The sequence below is a fragment of the Streptomyces sp. 8L genome (assembly GCF_020176795.1).
In the GTDB taxonomy this organism is placed as follows: Bacteria; Actinomycetota; Actinomycetes; order Streptomycetales; family Streptomycetaceae; genus Streptomyces.
In genome coordinates this window covers 1-19545 of sequence record NZ_JAIUKE010000226.1, presented here as the reverse complement: position 1 = coordinate 19545, position 19545 = coordinate 1, and the positions used below count along the sequence as shown (strand labels likewise).

General features: G+C 72.1%; 17 protein-coding genes and 2 pseudogenes. 10 read left to right on the top strand and 9 right to left on the bottom strand.

What is annotated here, in order from left to right; genetic code table 11:
• Positions 1 to 543: 543 nt before the first annotated feature.
• Both LCE31_RS40900 and LCE31_RS19785 read right to left on the bottom strand, forming a co-directional pair.
• A complete protein-coding gene (locus tag LCE31_RS40900) occupies positions 544 to 2700 on the bottom strand; it encodes a tetratricopeptide repeat protein (RefSeq protein ID WP_225015961.1) in 2157 nt (718 codons plus the stop codon).
• Positions 2697 to 3683 carry an AfsR/SARP family transcriptional regulator gene (locus tag LCE31_RS19785; RefSeq protein WP_225015959.1) on the bottom strand — a complete coding sequence of 329 codons (987 nt, stop codon included), beginning with the start codon at positions 3681 to 3683 and terminating at the stop codon, positions 2697 to 2699. The genes LCE31_RS40900 and LCE31_RS19785 overlap by 4 nt, the downstream gene beginning before the upstream one ends.
• A gap of 319 nt (positions 3684 to 4002) precedes the next feature.
• On the opposite strand from LCE31_RS19785, the gene LCE31_RS19780 reads away from it, so the two are divergent.
• Positions 4003 to 6408 carry an ATP-binding protein gene (locus tag LCE31_RS19780; protein ID WP_225015958.1) on the top strand — a complete coding sequence of 802 codons (2406 nt, stop codon included), beginning with the start codon at positions 4003 to 4005 and terminating at the stop codon, positions 6406 to 6408.
• 219 nt (positions 6409 to 6627) lie between these two features.
• On the opposite strand, the gene LCE31_RS19775 is transcribed toward LCE31_RS19780, so the two are convergent.
• Positions 6628 to 7896 (bottom strand): hypothetical protein, encoded by a 1269-nt coding sequence (locus LCE31_RS19775; RefSeq protein WP_225015956.1) that lies wholly within the window; start codon positions 7894 to 7896, stop codon positions 6628 to 6630.
• Between the two features lie 319 nt (positions 7897 to 8215).
• Between LCE31_RS19775 and LCE31_RS40895 the strand changes: the two are divergent.
• The 3 genes and pseudogenes from LCE31_RS40895 to LCE31_RS19760 form a co-directional block, all read left to right on the top strand.
• Positions 8216 to 8377 (top strand): annotated as a pseudogene (locus LCE31_RS40895) (MerR family DNA-binding transcriptional regulator); the annotation flags it as partial.
• 53 nt (positions 8378 to 8430) lie between these two features.
• The gene (locus LCE31_RS40890) at positions 8431 to 8991 is read left to right on the top strand and encodes a hypothetical protein (RefSeq protein ID WP_225015965.1); all 561 of its coding nucleotides are present in this window, start codon (positions 8431 to 8433) and stop codon (positions 8989 to 8991) included.
• Positions 8988 to 9212 carry a hypothetical protein gene (locus LCE31_RS19760; RefSeq protein ID WP_225015954.1) on the top strand — a complete coding sequence of 75 codons (225 nt, stop codon included), beginning with the start codon at positions 8988 to 8990 and terminating at the stop codon, positions 9210 to 9212. Before LCE31_RS40890 ends, LCE31_RS19760 begins: the two co-directional genes overlap by 4 nt.
• 132 nt (positions 9213 to 9344) lie before the next feature.
• Here LCE31_RS19760 and LCE31_RS19755 read toward each other — a convergent pair whose 3' ends face one another.
• Complete coding sequence (locus LCE31_RS19755) at positions 9345 to 10127, bottom strand: SAM-dependent methyltransferase (protein ID WP_225015952.1); 783 nt, start codon at positions 10125 to 10127, stop codon at positions 9345 to 9347.
• Between the two features lie 261 nt (positions 10128 to 10388).
• Positions 10389 to 10784: a superoxide dismutase, Ni gene (gene sodN / locus LCE31_RS19750; RefSeq protein WP_225015950.1), complete on the bottom strand. Its 396-nt coding sequence runs from the start codon at positions 10782 to 10784 to the stop codon at positions 10389 to 10391.
• A gap of 148 nt (positions 10785 to 10932) precedes the next feature.
• Here sodN and sodX point away from each other — a divergent pair, with 148 nt between their 5' ends.
• A complete protein-coding gene (gene sodX / locus LCE31_RS19745; protein ID WP_225015949.1) occupies positions 10933 to 11361 on the top strand; it encodes a nickel-type superoxide dismutase maturation protease in 429 nt (142 codons plus the stop codon).
• On the opposite strand, the gene LCE31_RS19740 is transcribed toward sodX, so the two are convergent.
• Positions 11265 to 11894, bottom strand: a complete 630-nt coding sequence (locus tag LCE31_RS19740) for a CGNR zinc finger domain-containing protein (RefSeq protein ID WP_225015948.1) — start codon at positions 11892 to 11894, stop codon at positions 11265 to 11267. The two genes, sodX and LCE31_RS19740, sit on opposite strands and share 97 nt — an antisense overlap.
• Positions 11895 to 11997: 103 nt before the next feature.
• On the opposite strand from LCE31_RS19740, the gene LCE31_RS19735 reads away from it, so the two are divergent.
• Complete coding sequence (locus tag LCE31_RS19735; protein WP_225015947.1) at positions 11998 to 12768, top strand: class I SAM-dependent methyltransferase; 771 nt, start codon at positions 11998 to 12000, stop codon at positions 12766 to 12768.
• A 206-nt stretch (positions 12769 to 12974) separates the two neighbouring features.
• On the opposite strand, the gene LCE31_RS19730 is transcribed toward LCE31_RS19735, so the two are convergent.
• From LCE31_RS19730 to LCE31_RS19720, 3 genes are all read right to left on the bottom strand, one after another.
• Entirely contained in the window at positions 12975 to 13736 is a 762-nt protein-coding gene (locus LCE31_RS19730) for an amino acid ABC transporter ATP-binding protein (RefSeq protein ID WP_308042275.1), read from the bottom strand.
• Entirely contained in the window at positions 13733 to 14674 is a 942-nt protein-coding gene (locus tag LCE31_RS19725) for an amino acid ABC transporter permease (RefSeq protein ID WP_225015946.1), read from the bottom strand. Before LCE31_RS19725 ends, LCE31_RS19730 begins: the two co-directional genes overlap by 4 nt.
• Before the next feature lie 142 nt (positions 14675 to 14816).
• On the bottom strand, positions 14817 to 15779 hold the full coding sequence (locus LCE31_RS19720; RefSeq protein ID WP_225015945.1) for an ABC transporter substrate-binding protein: 963 nt from the start codon (positions 15777 to 15779) through the stop codon (positions 14817 to 14819).
• 412 nt (positions 15780 to 16191) lie between these two features.
• On the opposite strand from LCE31_RS19720, the gene LCE31_RS19715 reads away from it, so the two are divergent.
• The 4 genes and pseudogenes from LCE31_RS19715 to LCE31_RS19700 form a co-directional block, all read left to right on the top strand.
• Entirely contained in the window at positions 16192 to 17403 is a 1212-nt protein-coding gene (locus LCE31_RS19715) for an NAD(P)-dependent malic enzyme (protein WP_225015944.1), read from the top strand.
• Between the two features lie 148 nt (positions 17404 to 17551).
• The gene (locus tag LCE31_RS19710; protein ID WP_225015941.1) at positions 17552 to 18514 is read left to right on the top strand and encodes a zinc-binding dehydrogenase; all 963 of its coding nucleotides are present in this window, start codon (positions 17552 to 17554) and stop codon (positions 18512 to 18514) included.
• 165 nt (positions 18515 to 18679) lie between these two features.
• The gene (locus LCE31_RS19705; protein ID WP_225015938.1) at positions 18680 to 18889 is read left to right on the top strand and encodes an HTH domain-containing protein; all 210 of its coding nucleotides are present in this window, start codon (positions 18680 to 18682) and stop codon (positions 18887 to 18889) included.
• A pseudogene (locus LCE31_RS19700) lies at positions 18889 to 19449 on the top strand (Clp protease N-terminal domain-containing protein); the annotation flags it as partial. The gene LCE31_RS19705 and the pseudogene LCE31_RS19700, both read left to right, overlap by 1 nt.
• Positions 19450 to 19545 lie beyond the last annotated feature (96 nt).

The window sequence follows — 19545 nt, the reverse complement described above, 5'->3', positions numbered from 1 at the left end:
CACCCGGCCACCTCCCGCGCCCGCCCCACCCCGACGGTGAGACGCAGCCGGAAGTCCCCTACGACCTGCCCGTCGGCCTGGCGGGCGGAGAAGGTGCTGATGTCCATGACGCAAAATACCAAGCGGACCCGCGTCGCCGTGTCACGGCGGGATGACCGCAAGGAAAACGCTCCGTACGAAGGGTGCCGGACCCGCTGGGTGCGAGTCCGGCCGCTGGCACGAGGGATCGTGTCAGGCCACTGCGCCGAAGGCCGTCTGTGCCACGGATGCCTCCACTGCCTCCTCGATGGACGGGGAACAGATGGACAAGGCGGCGAAGGCGAGCAGGGTGGCGATGCTTTTGCGCATGGAGCAACCTTTGCATGAGCGAAACAGTCGTTGTGGGGCGCACGTGTGCCGCGACTGTTTTATCCAGTTGCTTATCGATTCCGCAAATCGCGCGGGCGGTTCTGCCGATCCATGCGCTTTGAATATGCCACTGGTATTTCTAAACCGAACGGGACCGGGGAAGCGGGAGTCGGGCTATGAGTGTTATGGCCCGATTCAGGTTCTTGGTGCCCCCGTGGCGCTTCCGCATCCGTTCCTCAGGAGTGCGAGGGTCTCCTCGATCCGCGCCTTCTCCTGCGGCGCGGCCATCGCCTCGGCGACAGTCATGGCCTCGTCAAGATAATGGGCGGCGGCCCCGCGGCCGCCGAGCCCGAGCTCCGCGGCACCGCATCCCGAGAGCGCCCGGCACTCCTCGAGCTGGGCCCCGATTTCCCTGGCCAGGCGCAGAGCGTTGGTGTGGTGGATCAGAGCGCGCCCGTGGTCACCGGCCTCGTGGCGGGCCATCCCCATGCGATTCAGGGTGATCGCCGCGTTCCGCCTGTCGTCTATGCGCGTAAACGTTTTCAGGCTCTGCTCATAGAGGTGCAATTGAGCGGGGAGCTCGGTGGCGGAGTCCATCGTGTCGGCCAGATTGACCATGACGCGTGCGCGCTCGATCTCGTCCCCCCTGGCGATGAGATGGTTGAGCTGATCTTCGAGAATGCGCCGCGCCGCCAGGTTTCTCCCCGTCTCCATATAGAGGTTGCACAGGTTGTTGAGCGTCCTCTTTATTTCCTTCGGGTCATTGCTGGAGCGGAAGCCGGCCAGGGCCTCATCGAAAGCGCGCTCCGCCGTCTCGTAATTGCAAAGGTAAAGATAGGTGATTCCGAGATTGTTGAGGGACCGCGATATCTGCCAGGTGCCGCCTTCCTCGCGGCGCCTGGCGAGGGTCTCCTCCTGGTAGGTCCTGGCCTCCTCGTACCGGCCGAGGTTCCAGTACGTGACGCCCAGCCAGTGCAGTGCTTCCGTCGCTGTCTGTCGCGATCCCGCCGATCGCGCCGTCTCCAGCGCGCGGCGGCCCGATGCCAGCGCCTCGCCGTACAGGCTCGCGGAGTTCTGCGCGCGGCTGAGGTCGACCAGCGCGCGTGCCTCCGCCGCGCGGTCGTCCACGCGCCGCCAGTGTTCCGCCGCCGCCGCGTGCATCACCCGGGCGGCGGCGAAGTGGCCCTCCTCCTCCAGGAAATCCACGAGCGCGTGTGCGAGAAGCGCCGCGCTGTGGCCGTCGCCGCTCTCGCGTGCCTCGCGCTCGGCCGCTGTCAGCGCCTCGTACTCGTCGAGAAGCCACTGCTTCGCGTGCTCCGCGTCGTTCCAGACCGGCATCGCCACCGACGAGTCGATGCGCCCCGCGCCCGTTGGGCGGGGGTGGTGTGGGTAGACCATGGAATGTGCCAGCGCACAGGTGCGTACGTAAAAAACGATCAGCCGATTCGTCGCCTCGGTGCGCTCCCGGGAAGGATCTTCGCTTTCCGTGAGCGTCTTCGAATACTCCTTCAAAAGATCATGGAACGTGTAGCGGTCGGGCTCCGGTTCTCGGATGAGGTGCGCGTCGAGGAGTTCCTCCAGAACGCGCTCCGCGGCCTCGGGTGAAAGGCCCGTCAGCGCGGCTGCGGCATATGCGTCGAACGCTCGCCCGAAATGCGAGCTGAGCAGGCGGAATGCCCTGCGCTGCGGGGCGGGGAGGGCATTCACCGACATCGCGAACGCGCCGGTGATTTCGACATGGCCGTTGCGGATCTCTCCCAGCCGGCCCTGCTCGCGGTCCAGCCTGCTGAGGAGGTGGCCGGTGTTCCACGAGGGACGGGAAGCGAGCCTGCCCGCCGCGATCTCCACCGCGAGGGGCAGGTACGCGCAGAGTTCCGCGATGCGCCGTATCCCCGCGGCGTCCGCGGCGCGCTCCTCGCCCACCAACTGCCTGAACAGCGCCACCGCGCCCTCGGCGGACAGGTCGTCGAGGAGCAGCGAACGGGCACCGGGCAGCCCCGCCAGCCGGTGCCTGCTGGTGACGAGCACCGCGGACGGGGAGGCGCCGGGCAGCAGCGGACGGACCTGCTCGACATCGGCGGCATCGTCCAGGACGATCACCGCGCGCCGGCCGGAGAGCAGTGTGCGCCACGCGGACACGAGCCCCGGCAGGTCCCGGGGGATGGACGCGCTGGGCTCCCCGAAGGCGCGCAGCAGCGCGGAGAGCGCCTCTTCGGGGTCCATGCGCCGTCTGCCGGGACTGTATGTGCCCAGTTCCACGTGGACCTGGCCGTCCGGGAAGGACGGGGCGAGCCGGCGCGCGGCGTGCACCGCGAGTGCGCTCTTGCCGACGCCCGGACCGCCGCTGATCACCTGGACCGTCCCGCCGCCCCGCGGCCCCCCCCCCCCCCCCCACGGGGGCCCGCGGGGGCGCCCCCCCGCGCCCCCCGCCGCCGCGAACCGCCCCGCGGCCGGCCCCGACACCGCCCGCCCCCCCGCCCGCGCCCCGCCCCCCCCCCCCCGCGGGCGCGCCGGCCGCCCCCCCCCCCCCGGCCCGCGCCCCCCCCCCCCGGGGCGGCCCGGGGGGGGGGGGGGCGGGGTGCCGCGGACGGCGTCGCGCGGCCCGCGAGCAGGTCCGCCACGGGCGCCCCGTCGAGGATCAGCCTGTGCAGCCGCGAGAGCGACTCGCCCGGTTCCGTGCCCAGTTCGGCGCTCAGCCGGTGCCGGACGGTGTCGTACGTCCGCAGGGCGTCCGCCTGTCTGCGGCAGCCGTACTCGGCCACCATCAGGTATCCGGCCAGCGTCTCGTCCGTCGGGTGCTGTTCCGCCAGGGTCATGAGATCCGGAAGGAGTTGCGCGTAGTGCCCGAGCCGCAGCTCGATCCCCAGCCGGGTGACGGTCGCCGCCAAGTGCTTCGCGCCGAGGTTGCGCCGTACGCTCGCGGCCCACAACCCCGGCAGCCCGGCCAGCGGTTCACCGCGCCAGAGCTCCGCGGCCCGTCGCATCGTCTCCAGCGCCCGCTGCCCCGTGCTCCCGTCCGCGAGCGAGCGCGCTTCAGCCGCCAGCCGCTGGAAGCGGTGCAGATCGACGGCGTCGGGATCGACGTCGAGCGTGTAGGCGTGCGCCTGCTGGACGAGGTGGGCGCCGCAGGCATGCTCGGTCAGGCGCTTGCGCAGACGGGCCGCGTAGACGTGCAGGCCCTCCCGGGGTTTTCCCGGGGGCTCGTCGTCCCACAGCCGCTGGATCAGCGCCTCCACCGGCACCGGGCGTCCCACGTCGACGGCCAGGGCGGCGAGCGTGAGGCTCTCCTTGCCCGTACCCAGCGCGTGGCGACGCGTGTCGGTCCGCAGCTCCACAGGGCCCAGAATGAATATGCCAGAGGCCACCGTTGCCCCCATCGGCCGACCTTCTTGTCGGCACCTCAAAAGGATGGCACCGGTTCGCTCTGTTCAAAAGACGGCAATATCGATTGATTGGGATATCTGATCGATCTTGATCGATCGGAGTGATGAAAATTTCAGCCTGTAGTTGTCATTTCGTGGGCAGATCCTGATCAGAGCTGTCAGGGGCTCGTGAACCGGGAGGTGGGGGCGTGTGAACCGGGTGTCGGTCGATGAGTTTGATTCCGCTCTGCGTACGGCTGTTTTCCAGCCGTCGACATGGCGGAAATTAGCCGTGCTCGCAGAGGAATACCCCGACTGGGAACGGGGCGGCCTGCCGCGTCTCGCGGAGCGGGCGGCCGAGCTGTCGGCGGGCGGTGACGGCACCGCGTTACGCGGCGTCCTGCGTGAACTGGCCCTGTGTGCCGCCCGGCTCGCCGCCGCCGAGGAGCGGTTCGCGCGCGACGCCGGGCAGTGGATTCACACGGTGCCGGCCGCCGCCGCTGCCCCGCCCACCGTCGAGCGCACGCGGAACACGGTGGGCGGGGACGGCTCCGTCACGTCCGTCGAGGGCTCCGTGGTGCAGGCGGGCAGCATCGCGGGCGATGTGCACATCCACACCCCGGCGCCGTCCGGCCACCGCCCCGCACGGGCCGTGGTGCCCCGCCAACTCCTCCCGGTGTCCAGTACGTTCACCGGACGGAGCAGCGAACTCGCCTTCCTGGAAAACCTCATGGAGGACGGCGGAGCCGCGGTGCGCGGGCCCGCGCTCGTCGTGGTCAGCGGGGCGCCCGGCATCGGGAAGACGGCACTGGTCTCCCGCTGGCTCACGGAGCGCGCCGACGGCTTCCCCGACGGCCAGCTCTATGTGGACCTGCGCGGGCACGTCGAGGAGGACAGGCCGCCGGCCGCCCCCGGCGAGGTACTCGGCCAGTTCCTGCGGGCACTCGGCGCCACCCGGGTCCCCGCTGAACTCGCCGAACAGGCCGCGCTGTGGCGGTCGTTGACCGCGGGCTCCCGGCTGATCGTCTTCCTGGACAACGCGCTCAGCGTCGCCCAGGTGCGCCCCCTGCTGCCCGGAACCGCGGACAGCCTCGTGGCCGTCACCAGCAGACGGCGCCTGACCGGACTCGGCGTCGACGGAGCGGCCTTCCTCCAGCTCGGCGCCCTCGCGCTGGAGGAATCCGTCGATCTGCTGACGCGCCGCATCGGGGCCGAGCGTGCGGACCGCGACCCCGACGCGACACGAGCGGTCGCCGTGGCGTGCGGCGGCCTCCCGCTCGCGATGTGCGTCGCCGCGGCGCGGCTCGCGGCGCGCCCCCACCACTCCCTGGCCGGCCTCGCCGCGTCCCTCACCGGCCCCGGCGCCGGAGGGGTGCGCGCCCTGCGGGTCGAAGGCACCCACACCGTGGAGACCGCGCTCGACGAGTCGTACCGACGGCTGCCGCCCCGCCTGGCCCGCGGCTACCGGCTGCTCGGGCTCGTCCCGCTGGTCGCGCTCGACCGGGCCGTCGCCGCCTCCGCGCTCGCACTCCCGGGAGACGACGCGGAACACGTACTGGACGAACTGACCGAGGCGAGCATGCTGGAGAACCACGGCACCGGGGGAGAGGAGTCCGCGCGCGAGCGTTTCCGCTTCCACGACCTCACCCGCGCCCACGCGGCCCGCCGCGCGATGGCACACGACTCGGAGGAGGAGCGGCGCGACACCGTACGGCGCGTGGTGGACCACTGCCTGTGGACCGCGACGGCGGCCGAGGCCCTCCTCGCGCCCGCGCACCGAAACCTGCCGCGCACCTACGAGTTCCGCCCGGAGGAACCGGCGCCCTTCGGCGACGCCGCGCAGGCGCTGCGCTGGTTCGCGGAGGAGTCGTCCAACCTCATGACCGCTTTGCGCGTGGCGGCCGAGCAGGGCTGGGACGACACCGCCTGGCAGCTCGCCGACGCCTGCTGGCCCCTGTTCCTGCGTCTGCGCTCCTACGACCTGTGGATCGAAGCCCACCGCGTGGGCCGCGCCGCGGCGGAACGGGCCGGGGACCCGGCCGCGGTCAGCCGCATGCTCACCTCCGGCGGCACCGGCCTGCGCAACGCGGGCCTCTTCGACGAGGCGGTCGACTGGTTCACCCGCGCGGGAGAACTCGCCGCCACCACCGGAGACCGCAAGGCCCAGGCGCAGTCCCTGCACGGCCTCGGCCAGACGCACCGGCTCGCCGGACGCCTCGTCCGGGCACGCGCCCACTTCACCCGGGCCCTGGCCCTGCGCGAGGAGATCGGCTACCGGCGCGGTGCCGCCCTCACCGGGATCTGCCTGGGCGACATCGAGCTGTCCACGAACCACCCGGAAGAAGCCTTCCACCGGCTCGAACGCGCCCGCGCCGACCTCCTGGCCGAACACGACGGGTACGACGCGGCCCGCGCCCTCGCCTTCCTCGGCCGCGCCGCCGCGATGTCGGGGCGCGGGCGCGCGCTCGCGGAACGCCATCTCGCCCTGGCCCTGGAGGAGTTCGCGGCGGCGGGCTCCGTCCACTGGCAGGCGCGCACTCGGGAGATGATGGGCGAGACGGCCGAGGAGTGGCAGGACGCGGCAGCGGCCAGAGACCACTACAGGCGGTCTCTGGCCCTGTACACACCGGTCAGCGAGGCGGACGCGACCCGCGTGGCCGAGCGGCTGCGGCGTGTCGAGTGCCCGGGGAGTCCCTGAACCCCCAGACCGCCGCGCCCGCCTCGGGACAGGCGACCACGACCGCGACACACCCCGGATACCTGCGCAGGGTCCGCCGTACGAGAAGCACGCCCCCCCCGACCGTACGGGGGACGCCCGCGCACAACACGTCCGCGCACTGCCTCCACTCCTCACCCGCGGGGCCGTCCAGGTCGACCACCACCGCGTCCGTGAGGAGAAGCGCCCCTTCGGCCGCGCTCACGCCGAGAGCCCGAGGCCGCCCGGCCGGTCGACCACCGCCGCGGCCAGCCGGCCGGGCAGCGGCAGCGGACCGGGAGCGGGATCGTACGCGGGAGGCCCGAGGCGCAGGACCCGGTACATGAGGTCGCGCATGCGCCGGTCGAACCGGCCGGGTTCCGAGGAGATCAGCGACGCGATCCGCGCGTATTCGGCCGCCGGATAGGTCTCCGCCGCGTAGCGCAACTGCTGCGGCAGGGGATGGGCGGGCGACAACGCCGGTGCCGCCCTGCCCAGTTCGGCGCCCGGTGACGCGGGATTGACATCGGCGGACGGGAACCGCGCCAGCAGGATGGCGGCTTGCGTCAGGGTGCCGTACAGCGTCACGCTCCCGTGGTCGCCGATGATCCAATCGGCCGCTATCAGATGGGTGCGCCAGTCCGCCCCCGCGTCCAGCACCGCGACGCCCTGCCTGCGGAACCCGGCAAGCCAGGCGTTGACCTGCCAGTCGCCGTGGCCCGCGCGCACGTTCGGGTGGACGAGCACCGCGATCCGGTACGCGTCGCCCGGCAGTTCTGCGACCAGCCTGGGCAGGAGGGCGTCCAGCCGGTTGAAGGACGAGCCCTGGCCCCAGGTCATCGTCACCAGCACGAGCCGCTGCCCGGCCCGCAGGCCGAGCGCGGCGCGGTACCGGTCACGCCACGGCAGGCTCGCCCGTATCCGGTCGAAGCTGCCGTCCCCCACCACCGTCGCGATCGGGAGCGCCTCGGGGCACTCGCGGGCGAGCACCTCCAGATCCGCCCGGTGCGCGAGGGCGAGCGCGGTGGGCACCACCCGGCCGTCGAAGGTCAGATAGCCGCGACCGAGACCGCCCACCGCGCGCTCCCCGTCCCCGTGGCCGCCCGTGGCCGTCCCGGGCCGCCGCGACAGCTTGATGTGCCCCGCACCGTGCGGCATGCGGATCAGCGGGGCCCGCACCTGCTCCATGCCCTGGGACCCGGCGGCCAGCGCGAGGTCGAACTCCGTGTTCACCGCCTCCTGCCACGGCAGCGCCACCCCGCCGCCGACCTCGTTCAGCGCGCGGTCCGCACCCCGGTTGAAGGCGTGCGGCGCGACGGTGTACGCCACCTGCACCCGCAGATCCGACTCGAACAACGGCAGCAGCTCACGGAGCCGCTGCCCGTAGACCTCGGTGTGGACCACGAACAGTACTTTCTTGCAGTCGGGCAGTGTGAGCCACTGCCCGGCGTCGTGCGTGACGGGGCCCGCGGGCCCCTCCAGCTGCTTCATACGTCTCCCCCGAGACAGGCCCGACCGGCGGCCGGGGCTCTTCGAAGGAGCGCATGCCCGCGGCCCGTACCGGCCGGCTTGACCCGCCCTTGCAGAAACCTTGCAGTCCGCCGCGCCGCGCCGACCGTGACCCGGCCGTCACCTTCCGGTGTGACCGAGGGTGCGCACGGCGGAGGCCACGGCCCATGAGGCGCCTGATGCCGGTGCGGGCCACCGCCGTCGCCGGGGCGGTGGGGAGCCACCGCAGTCGCCGGGGCGCTGGAGAAGTCCGCGCGGGCGGGGTTGAACCCGACGCGGCGTGAGGGTGCACCGTGGGGGCATGACCACACGACCGTCCACGTGGAAGGTGGGCCCGCTGGCCGAGGCCTGCGGGCTCACCGTCCGGACACTGCACCACTGGGACAGCATCGGGCTGCTCACCCCCTCGCGGCGCACCGCGGGCGGGCACCGGGAGTACACCGGGGACGACGTCGCCCGGCTGTACCAGGTGCTCGCGCTGCGGAGCCTCGGCCTCGGGCTCGACACCGTCGCCCTGTGCCTGGACTCAGGTGTCGACCCTCTGCGGCTGGTGCGCGACCATCTCGCGCGGGTGGAGGGTCCCTCGCCGAGCTGGAGCTGCTGCGCGGCCGGCTGGTGCGGCTGGCCGCCGAACTGGACACGGCGGACGGGCCCTCCACCGGCACGCTGTTCGACGCGCTCGCCGCGGTCCGCGGCGGCGGGCACGAGGGCGAGCGCGTGCTGCGCGGCCACCTCGACGCCGACCAGGTCGCGGTGGTGGGCGCCCGCGCGAAGGCGCTCGGACCCGCCGCGCACTACCTGCTGGAGATCGAGTGGCCCGAGCTGTACCGGCGGGCCGAGCGGCTGCGTACGGCGGGCATCCCGGCGGCGGACCCGCGCGTGCGGCGCGTCGCGGCGCGTATGGACGAGCTGAGCGCGCAGTTCAACGGCGGCGATCCGGCCATCGGCGCCGGGGTGCGCGCCGCCTGGCGCGAGGACCCGGCCGCCCTCTCCGGCGACCCGGACGCTCCCGCCGACGCGTACCGGGCGCTCGGCGACTACCTCGACCGGGCCCGCGACGCGGGGGCGGACGCGTGAGCCGCGGCGACCGGCTGCGGATCGCCGGGCTCTCCGCCCTGCCGCTGCTGCTGGTGCTCGTCGTCTACGGGGTGCTCGCCGCGGGGGGCGCGGTGCCGGTGGGCGTACTGCCCGCCCTGGCCGTGGCGCTCGTGGCGCAGGTGGCCATCACATACGTTCGTACGGGTGCACGCGGAAGCGGGGACGGTCCGGCAATCCGGCGCGGCGGGGGAGCCCCGTAGGGACACGGGAGAGGCCGACGGGGAGACAGCGGGCGCAGAGAGACCGTGTGACGGGCGTGAGAGTGCGCGACGAGGAGCCGCGGCCTCGCCCGGGCCCGGCCGCGGGGTGGCCCCGAACGTCCCGGCCCGGCGTCACAGGACGCGGGCGACCCCCGCGTACAGGCCGATCTCCGAGGGCTCGGGGGCCGGCTCGTCGCGGTACCACTCGGGGGCGGTGACGAGGCCCGGCTCCACGAGCCGCAGTCCGTCGAAGAAGCGCGCGCACGCGGACCGGTCGCGCGGCACCAGGTCCACGCCGCCGCTCGCGTAGGCCTGAACGACCTCGCGTGAGCTGCCCGCGTGCAGGTCGGACGCGGCGTGTGTCAGGACCAGGAAGCTGCCCCGCGGCAGCCCGGCCACCAGGGCGCGGACGAGGGCGTGCGGGTCGGCGTCGTCGGGCAGGAAGTGCAGCAGGCCGATGACGGACAGGGCGACGGGACGGCCGAAGTCCAGGGTCGTACGGGCGTGTTCGAGGATCACGGCCGGTTCGCGCACATCGGCCTGGAGATAGTCGGTGACGCCCTCGGGACCGCTCACGAGGAGCGCCTCGGCGTACCGCAGGATGATCCGGTTGTTGTCCGTGTAGAGCACCCGGGAGGCCGGGTTGATCCCCTGGACTATCTGATGGAGGTTGGGCTCTGCCGGGAAGCCCGTTCCGATGTCCAGGAACTGGTCCACCCCCTGGCGGGCCAGCCAGCCCGTGGCCCGGTGCATGAACTCCCGGTTGTGGCGCGCCCCCGCGCGGGCGAGCGGCGGCAGCCGGTCCCCGACTTCGCGGTCGACGCGGTAGTGCTCGTGTCCGCCGAGGAGGTAGTCGTACACCCCGGCGGTGCGCGGTCTGCTGCTGTCGATCGCCGCGTTCGGCATGGCCGTCATGGAATGTGACCCTATGTCAGGCCCGATCGGGTGCGCGAGGCTTTGCGAGGTGCTTCCTGACACTTTCGGGCGGCACATGCGCCCGGACTTCCGGCGCCGCCGGGCCGCGAGCGCCCGCCCCGGGCCCACGCACCTCCGGGGCCGGCGGGAGAACGACCGCACCCGGCCTGCGGAGGCGCCGTTCTCGGCGGCCCCGGGGCCGGGTGCGGTCGGGTGGGCTGTGCGGCCCGCGGCAACGCGAGCCGGACGGCCGGGCCATGGTCAGGCCTTCTTGGTCTCCCAGAAGATCTTGTCGATCTGGGCGATGTAGTCCAGGGCCTTCTGGCCGGTGGCCGGGTCCTTGGAGCCCTTGGCCGTCGAGAGGGCCTTCAGGGTGTCGTTGACGAGCTGGTGCAGCTCGGGGTACTTCTCGAAGTGCGGCGGCTTGAAGTAGTCGCTCCACAGCACCGAGACGTGGTGCTTGGCGAGCTCGGCGCGCTGCTCCTTGATGACCGTGGCGCGCGTCTGGAAGTGGGGGTCGTCGTTGCCGGCCATCTTCTCCTGGATGGCCTTGACGGACTCGGCCTCGATGCGGGCCTGAGCGGGGTCGTAGACGCCGCAGGGGAGGTCGCAGTGGGCGCTGACCTTCACCTTGGGGGCGAACAGGCGGGAGAGCATGTGCTGTCCTTCCTCGTGATCGTCTTCTCGGGTGTGACATTACTCTGTAAGAAGCCTGTTTTCGCGAGTGCCCCCTGGGGCTTAGGACAAAAGTCCGGCATCAGAATTGGACCGACGACGGAGCGCGGGAGTGACCGGGAGGTGCCGGATGACGGAGCCGGGGCGGGAGCCACGGGAGGCGCGGGTGCCGCTCGGCATCGCCGAGGTGACGGGTCCGTCCATGTATCCGACCCTCAAGCACGGCGACCAGCTCCTCGTGCAGTACAAGGCCCCGGTCAAGGCCGGTGACGTGGCCGTGCTGAAGCATCCGCTCCAGCAGGATCTGCTCATCGTCAAGCGGCTGGTCGAGCGGCGGGGCGGCGGCTGGTGGGTGCTGGGCGACAACCCCGCCGCGGAGGGGGACAGCCGGCTGTTCGGCACGGTCCCCGACGAACTGCTGCTCGCCCGGGTCCTCGGCCGGTACCGGCCACGCGCCGAGGATCAGCGTTCGCTCGGCGCCACGGTGGCGTGGCTCGCCTCCGCGCTGCGCCCGGTGCTCGCCGACCGCTCCGTCTCCAGGCGCTTGCGGGCGCGGTAGGCGGCCACGTTCGCGCGGGTGGCGCACCGGTCGGAGCAGTAGCGGCGGGAGCGGTTCGTCGATGTGTCCAGGTAGGCGTTGCGGCACGGCGCCGCCTCGCACAGCCCGAGCCGGTCGGCGCCGTGCACCGTGAGGTGGAAGGCCAGGCCCATGGCGGCCGTCGCGGCGAAGGCGGCGGTGGCGTTCGAGGTGTGCTCCGCGAGGTGCATGTGCCAGTCCGGGCGGCCCTCGTCGTTGAGCGTGTCGTGCCCCGAGATCTTCGGGCTGACGGGGAAGTCCAGCAGCAGCGCGTTGAGCAGGTCCACGGCGAGCGTCTCGTCGCCCTCGTCCGCGGCCGTGAAGACGGCGCGCAGCCGCGCCCGTACGGACCTCAGGCGGGTCACGTCCGCGTCCGCCGCCCTGCGTGCGACCTGCGACGCGGAGCCGAACAGGGTGCGTACGGCCTCGACCGAGGTGAGCGTGTCGGTGCCACGCAGCGGCTCCTCGGTGTTGACGAGGCGCACGGCGTAGTCCGAGTAAGAGGCCAGGTCCACTTGTAGTCCTTACGAGGGCGGTCTAAGGTTCTGCGTATCGGGGGGTAATGGTCGTTTCCCGATCCAGGGTATTACATGTGTTGAGGCGCGACGGAGGATTCCCATGACTGATGTGCGGGACGCGGCGAACGGTACCGACTGGCGGGCCTGGCAGGAGAGCTGGGACCGGCAGCAGGAGTTGTTCATGCCGGACCGGGAGGACAGGTTCCGGGTCATGCTCGACATGGTCGAGGCGCTGGTCGGCCCGAAGCCGCGGGTGCTCGACCTCGCGTGCGGCACCGGAAGCATCACCGACCGGCTGCTGACCCGGTTCCCCGGCGCCACCAGCACCGGCGTCGACCTCGACCCCGCGCTGCTGGCCATCGCGCGCGGCACCTTCGCGGGCGACGACCGGGTCTCGTTCGTGGCGGCCGACCTCAAGGACCCCGGCTGGACCGGTGCGCTGCCCCACGACCAGTACGACGCGGTGCTCACCGCGACCGCTCTGCACTGGCTGCGGGAGGGGCCGCTCACCGAGCTGTACGGGCGGATCGCGGGCGTCACCCGCGCGGGCGGCGTCTTCCTGAACGCGGACCACATGAAGCACCGCGGCACCCCGCGGATCGACGCGGCGGAGAGCGCGTACCGGCACGCCCGAATGGACCGGGACACGGCCGCGGGCGCGCTCGGCTGGAGCGAGTGGTGGGACGCGGCGGCGGCCGACCCGGCGCTCGCGGAGGCCACCGCCGAGCGCTTCCGGATCTACGGCAGCCACGCGGACGGCGAGATGCCCCCGCTCGACTGGCACGTGGAGACGCTGCGCGCGGCAGGCTTCGGCGAGGCGCGCGCGGTGTGGGCGTCCCCGTCCGACACGGTCGTCCTCGCGCTGAAGTAGCGGCCGGGGCGGTAACCGGCGCCCGGACGCCGGCGAGGGTGCCGGTGTCCGGGCGGGCACGCGTACGGCTACGAGTCCGGCTACGGGGGAATACGGGCGCGCACACATAAGGACGCGCACGGGTACAGGCACCGGCGGGCGGATCGCCGCCGTGCCCGTACGCCGTACGGGTGAGCCGTGCGGCGTACGGGGCACCGGCGCGCGACTCAGAGGACCTTCGACAGGAACGCCTTCGTCCGCTCGTGCCGCGGGTTCGTCAGGACATCCCGCGGGTGGCCCGCCTCCACGACGACGCCGTCGTCCATGAACACGAGCGCGTCCCCGACCTCGCGGGCGAAGCCCATCTCGTGGGTGACCACGATCATGGTCATGCCGTCCGACGCCAGGTCGCGCATCACGTCGAGGACGTCGCCGACGAGCTCGGGGTCGAGCGCGGACGTCGGCTCGTCGAAGAGCATGAGCTTCGGCTCCATCGCCAGCGCGCGGGCGATGGCGACGCGCTGCTGCTGGCCGCCAGAGAGCTGCGAGGGGTAGTTGGCCGCCTTGTCGGACAGGCCCACCCGGTCGAGCAGCTGCTCCGCCCGGGCCCGGGCGACGGCTCTGCTCTCCCCCTTGACCTGGACGGGCGCCTCCATGACGTTCTCGACGGCCGTCATGTGGGGGAACAAGTTGAAGCGCTGGAACACCATGCCGATGTCGCGGCGCTTGAGGGCCACTTCGCTGTCGCGGAGCTCGTACAGCTTGTCGCCCTGCTGCCGGTAGCCGACCAGGTCGCCGTCGACGTAGAGCCGTCCCGCGTTGATCTTCTCCAGGTGGTTGATGCACCGCAGGAACGTCGACTTGCCCGAGCCGGACGGGCCGACCAGGCAGAACACCTCCTGCGGCGCGACCTCCAGATCGATGCCCTTGAGCACCTGCACGGTGCCGAAGGACTTGTGCACGCCCTCCGCCTTCACCATCGCGGTCATGCGGCACCTCCGCCCGTTCGGTTGCTCAGGGAGAGCATGTTGGCCCTGATCTTCTGCCAGGGCGTGGCCGGCAGCGCGCGGCTCGAACCGCGCGCGTAGTACCGCTCAAGATAGAACTGGCCGACGCTGAAGACCGTCGTCAGGATCAGGTACCAGGCCGCCGCGAGGAACAGCATCTCCGCCGCGGCGCCCGAGGTCTGCCCGATGTCCTGGGCGACCCGCAGCAGTTCCGAGTACTGCACCGCGGAGACCAGCGAGGTCGTCTTCAGCATGTTGATGACCTCGTTGCCCGTCGGCGGCACGATCACCCGCATCGCCTGCGGGATGACGACCCGCCGCAGCGTCTTGCCGTGGCTCATGCCGAGCGCGTGGGACGCCTCCGTCTGCCCCTCGTCCACCGAGAGCAGGCCGGCGCGGCAGATCTCCGCCATGTACGCGGCCTCGTTGAGGCCGAGGCCCAGCAGCGCCGTGAGGAACGGCGTCATGAACGAGGACCAGTAGTCCTTGTAGATCGGCCCGAGGTTGATGTACTCGAAGACGAGGCCCAGGTTGAACCAGACCAGCAGCTGCACATAGACCGGCGTGCCCCGGAAGAACCAGATGTAGAACCACGAGATGGACGAGGTCACCGGGTTCTTCGACAGGCGCATCACGGACAGGATGACGCCGAGGACGACACCCATCAGCATGGCGAGCACGGTCAGGAGCAGCGTTTTGCCGACGCCCGCGAGCACGCGTCCGTCGAAGAAGTAGTCGGGGATGGCTCCCCAGTTCACCTTGCCCTGCGAGAAGGCGTAGATGATCAGGGCGAGTACGGCGACGGCGATCACGCCGGACACGTACCGCCCGTAGTGCTTCACCGGGATGGCGCGGATGGCCTCCGGCGGTGCTGGCACGGAGTCGGCGGGTTCCGCCTCTTTGTTGATGTCGACACTCACAGCTAGGTCCCTCTGCCTCTCGGTCCTCTCGGCCCTCGGTCCCCCCGCGGTCCGGGGCGCCCCCGCCGCGCCGCCAGGTCCCCTCCCGGGGTGCCGGGGCGTCGGGGACACGGGCGTGCGGCGGGGCGCCCGGGAGCCGGGGTCAGCTGCCGCCGTTGATCTTGGCCGAGGTGATGGCGCCGTCCTGGGCGCCCCACTTCTGCAGGATCTTCTGGTACTCGCCGTCCTTGATGATGTTGTTCAGGGCCTGCTGGATCGCCGTGGTCAGCTGCGTGTCGCCCTTCGTCACGGCGATGCCGTACGGCGCGGCCTGGACCGTCTTGCCGACCAGCTGGAAGTCGTTGCCGCCGCCGGACGTCTTCACCGCGTACGCGGCGATCGGCGAGTCGGAGGAACCGGCGTCCGCGCCGCCGCTCTTGAGGCGCACCTGCGCCTGCTGGTCGGTGTCGAACGACTGGATCTTGACCGTCTTGCCCGCGGGGCACTTCTTCGCCTCGGCCTTGGAGAGGTCCTCGGAGACGGTGCCGCGCTCCACCACGATGGTCTTGCCGCAGAGGTCGTTCCAGCCGGAGATGCCCTGGGTCTTGCCCTTCTGCGTGTAGATCGAGACGCCCGCGCTGTAGTAGTCGACGAAGTCGACGCCGGCCCCGACCTTCTTGCCGTTCTCGACCCCGTTCTGCCGGTCCTTCGTGTCGGTCATCGCCGACATGAGGATGTCGTAGCGCTTCGCCCGCAGGCCGGTCACCAGCGAGTCGAACGTGCCGTTGTCGAACTGGACCTTCACGCCGAGCTGCTTGCCGAGGGCCGCGCCGATGTCCGGGTCGATACCGGCGGTCTTGCCCGACTTGTCGGTGAATTCGACCGGTGCGTATGCGATGTCGGACCCGACCTTGATGACGCCCTGGTCCTGGATCTGCTTCGGCAGCTTGTCGTGCAGCGGGGCGCTCGCCGCGCCCCCGCCGCTGGAGGCCGAGGGGGAGCCGCCCCCGTCGTCCTTCTTCGTCTGGTCGCCGCAGCCGGTCAGAACGAGGGCGCCCGCGACCGCGAGCGCGCCGACGGCCGCGATCCGTGACCTCACGGCGATGGTGCGAGAGGTGGTACTCATGTTCGGGTCCTCCGAGGTGGGTCACCGTGTTGTGACGGCAAAAGGGTGTCTGCCGGGTGGACGTGCACGCTTCTTCGGGTGTCGCGACCGTGTGTGATTACGGCATCCTGCCATTTGGACAGGCGGCTTCAGGGCGCCGGGCATGTCAAAATCGGATAACGGGTCACCCCCGAACCGACACCCCGCCCGTCCGTGACGGCGGGACCTTCTCCCGGGACGCCTCCTTCGGGCCGGAGAATCTCCGGCCGCCCACACGGTCCTCCGGCGTGCGTGGCGATGCCACCCGTCGGGTATGAATGACTTTTCCCCCACCGGGACTTGATGACGCGCGTGCGGCGCGTCGACCGCGCCTCGACCAGGAGCGGACACCCGGAACCACCCTCGAACGAACAACCCAAAGGGGACACATCACATGGCAGCGGAGATCGTCAACCCGCGCAGCGACGCGGACAGCGACAGCGAGACGGACGAGCCCTTCGATCCCGCCTTCGCCCTGCACAGGGGCGGCAAGCTCGCGGTGCGGGCCACGGTTCCCGTGCGGGACCGGGACGAACTCTCCCTCGCGTACACCCCCGGCGTCGCCCGGGTGTGCACGGCGATCGCTCAAAAGCCCGAGCTGGTCCACGACTACACCTGGAAGTCGCAGGTCGTGGCCGTCGTGACGGACGGCACCGCGGTGCTCGGGCTCGGCGACATCGGCCCGGAGGCCTCGCTCCCCGTGATGGAGGGCAAGGCCATCCTGTTCAAGCAGTTCGGCGGGGTCGACGCGGTGCCGATCGCGCTCGCCACCACCGAGACGGACGAGATCGTCGAGACGGTCGTCCGGCTCGCCCCGTCCTTCGGCGGGATCAACCTGGAGGACATCGCGGCGCCCCGGTGCTTCGAGATCGAGCGGGAGCTCCAGGAGCGGCTGGACATCCCGGTCTTCCACGACGACCAGCACGGCACCGCCGTGGTCACGCTGGCCGCGCTGCGCAACGCGGCGAAGCTGACCGGCCGGGGCCTCGGCGACCTGCGCGCGGTCATCTCGGGCGCCGGCGCGGCCGGCGTCGCGATCGCCAAGTTCCTCCTGGAGGCGGGGATCGGCGACGTGGCCGTCACGGACCGCAAGGGCGTCGTCAGCGCCGACCGCGACGACCTCACGGACATCAAGCGGGAGATCGCCTCCCTGACGAACAAGGCGGGCCTCACCGGCTCGCTGGAGTCGGCGCTGAAGGGCGCGGACGTGTTCATCGGCGTGTCGGGCGGCACGGTCCCGGAGGCCGCCGTCGCGTCGATGGCGCCCGACGCGTTCGTCTTCGCCATGGCCAACCCGGACCCGGAGGTGCATCCGGACGTCGCGCACAAGTACGCGGCGGTCGTCGCCACCGGGCGCAGCGACTTCCCGAACCAGATCAACAACGTCCTGGCGTTCCCCGGCATCTTCGCGGGCGCGCTCCAGGTGCGGGCGTCCCGGATCACCGAGGGCATGAAGATCGCCGCGGCGGACGCGCTGGCCGGGGTCGTCGGCGACGAGCTGGCGGCCGACTTCGTGATCCCGTCCCCGTTCGACGAGCGGGTCGCGCCCGCGGTCACGGCCGCGGTGGCCGCCGCCGCCCGGCTGGACGGGGTGGCCCGCCGGTAGCGCGGAGTCCCGGGCGCCGCCTTGTGGGGCGGTACGGGCCGGGCCCGCGGACCCGGCCCGTACCGCGGGCAAACCCGGCAGGGTGCGGGGTGTGTGTCACATCGGCGGCGTGTTCCGCGCCGCGCGGGAGCGCGCCTATCGTCGTCGCATGTTCGCCGTCTACGCAGCACGCATCGACAAGGACCAGCCCCTCGACGGCCTTGAGCTGGGGGAGCGCCCCGAGCCTGCGGCCCGGCCCGGCTGGACGACCGTCACCGTCAGGGCCGCGTCGCTCAACCACCACGACCTGTGGTCGCTGCGCGGCGTGGGCCTGCCCGCCGACCGCCTGCCGATGATCCTCGGCTGCGACGCCGCGGGCGTCGACGAGGACGGCAACGAGGTCGTCGTCCACTCCGTCATCGGCGAGAGCGGCCACGGCGTCGGGCCGCGGGAGCGCAGGTCCATCCTCACCGAGACGTACGACGGGACGTTCGCGGAGCGGGTCACCGTGCCGTCCTGGAACGTGCTGCCGAAGCCGAAGGAGCTGACCTTCGAGCAGGCGGCCTGCCTGCCGACCGCGTGGCTCACCGCGTACCGCATGCTCTTCACCAACGCGGGCGTGCGGCCCGGCGACTCGGTGCTCGTGCAGGGCGCGGGCGGCGGCGTCGCCACCGCGTGCGTGGCGCTGGGCAGCGCGGCGGGGCTGCGGGTGTACGCGACGAGCCGTGACGCGGCGAAGCGGGAGCGCGCCCTCGGCCTGGGCGCGGTGGAGGCCTTCGAGCCGGGGGCCAGGCTGCCGCACCGGGTGGACGCCGTGATCGAGACGGTGGGTGCGGCGACCTGGTCGCACTCCGTCAAGTCCCTGCGGCCCGGCGGCACGGTGGTGATCTCCGGCGCGACGAGCGGCGACCGGCCGTCGAACGCGGAGCTGACGCGGATCTTCTTCCTCGAACTCAAGGTCGTCGGTTCGACCATGGGGTCCAAGGACGAGCTGGAGGACCTGCTGTCGTTCTGCGCGACGACGGGCGTCCGGCCGGTGATCGACGACGTCCTGCCGGTGGACAGGGCGCGCGAGGCGTTCACGCGGATGGCGGCAGGCGACCTCTTCGGAAAGCTCGTCCTGACGATGTGATGACGTGATGACGCGCCGATGTGACGACGCGGCGATGCGATGGGGCGCCGATCTGACCATGCGCCGATGTGGCGACGCGCTGATGTGACTTACGCGCTGATGTCCCGAGACCCCGACTGTCAACGATGGTTGACGGTCGGGGTCTGTCAATGTACGTTGACAGTTATGACCGAGGCAACAGACCTTGCCGCCCGCGCGGGCGACCGTGACCCGCGGATCGGGCTGCGGGCCGTGGCCGCGCTGCGGCGGCTGCTCGAACAGCTGGAAGCCGTGCAGGTACGCAGCGCCAGGGGCCAGGGCTGGTCGTGGCAGGAGATCGCGGACGAACTGGGCGTGAGCCGCCAGGCGGCCCACAAGAAGCACGGGAGGCAGTGATGTTCGAACGATTCACCCCGGACGCGCGGCGGGTGGTGGCGGAGGCGATGCGGCACGCGGAGCTCCGCTCGGCCGCCGCCGTCACCGAGGAACATCTGCTCCTCGCCCTGCTGGAGCAGCGCGGCACGAGCGCCGCAGGCCTCCTCGGCGCCCTGGGCGTCACCGCCCGGCGGGCGTCGGTGGAGGCGGACCTTGGCGAGGCGCACCGCCGCGCGGGCCTCTCGCGCGCGGACGCCGACGCCCTCGCGGACCTCGGCATCGACGTGGCGGAGATAGTCGGCCGCGTCGAGGCGGTGCACGGCGAGGGCGTGCTCCGGGGCGACCGTACGGCCAAGCGCGGGCGCGGCGGCCACCGCGCGTTCTCCGACGGGGCGAAGAAGATCCTGGAGCGGTCGCTGCGCATCGCCCTCGCACACAAGGACAAGACCATCAGCGACGCGTACATCCTGCTGGCGCTGACGGCACATCCCGGCGTGACGGCCGAGGTCCTCGCGGACCACGGCGCGACCTACGAGTCCGTGCGGCGCGCCCTGGCCGGGGGGGGGGGGGGGGGGGGGGGGGCGGGGCCGCCCCGCCCCCGCCCCCCCCCCCCCCCCCCCCCCCCGCGGGCGCCGCCCCCCCCCCCCCGCGGCGCCCCCCCGCCCCGCCCCCCGCCG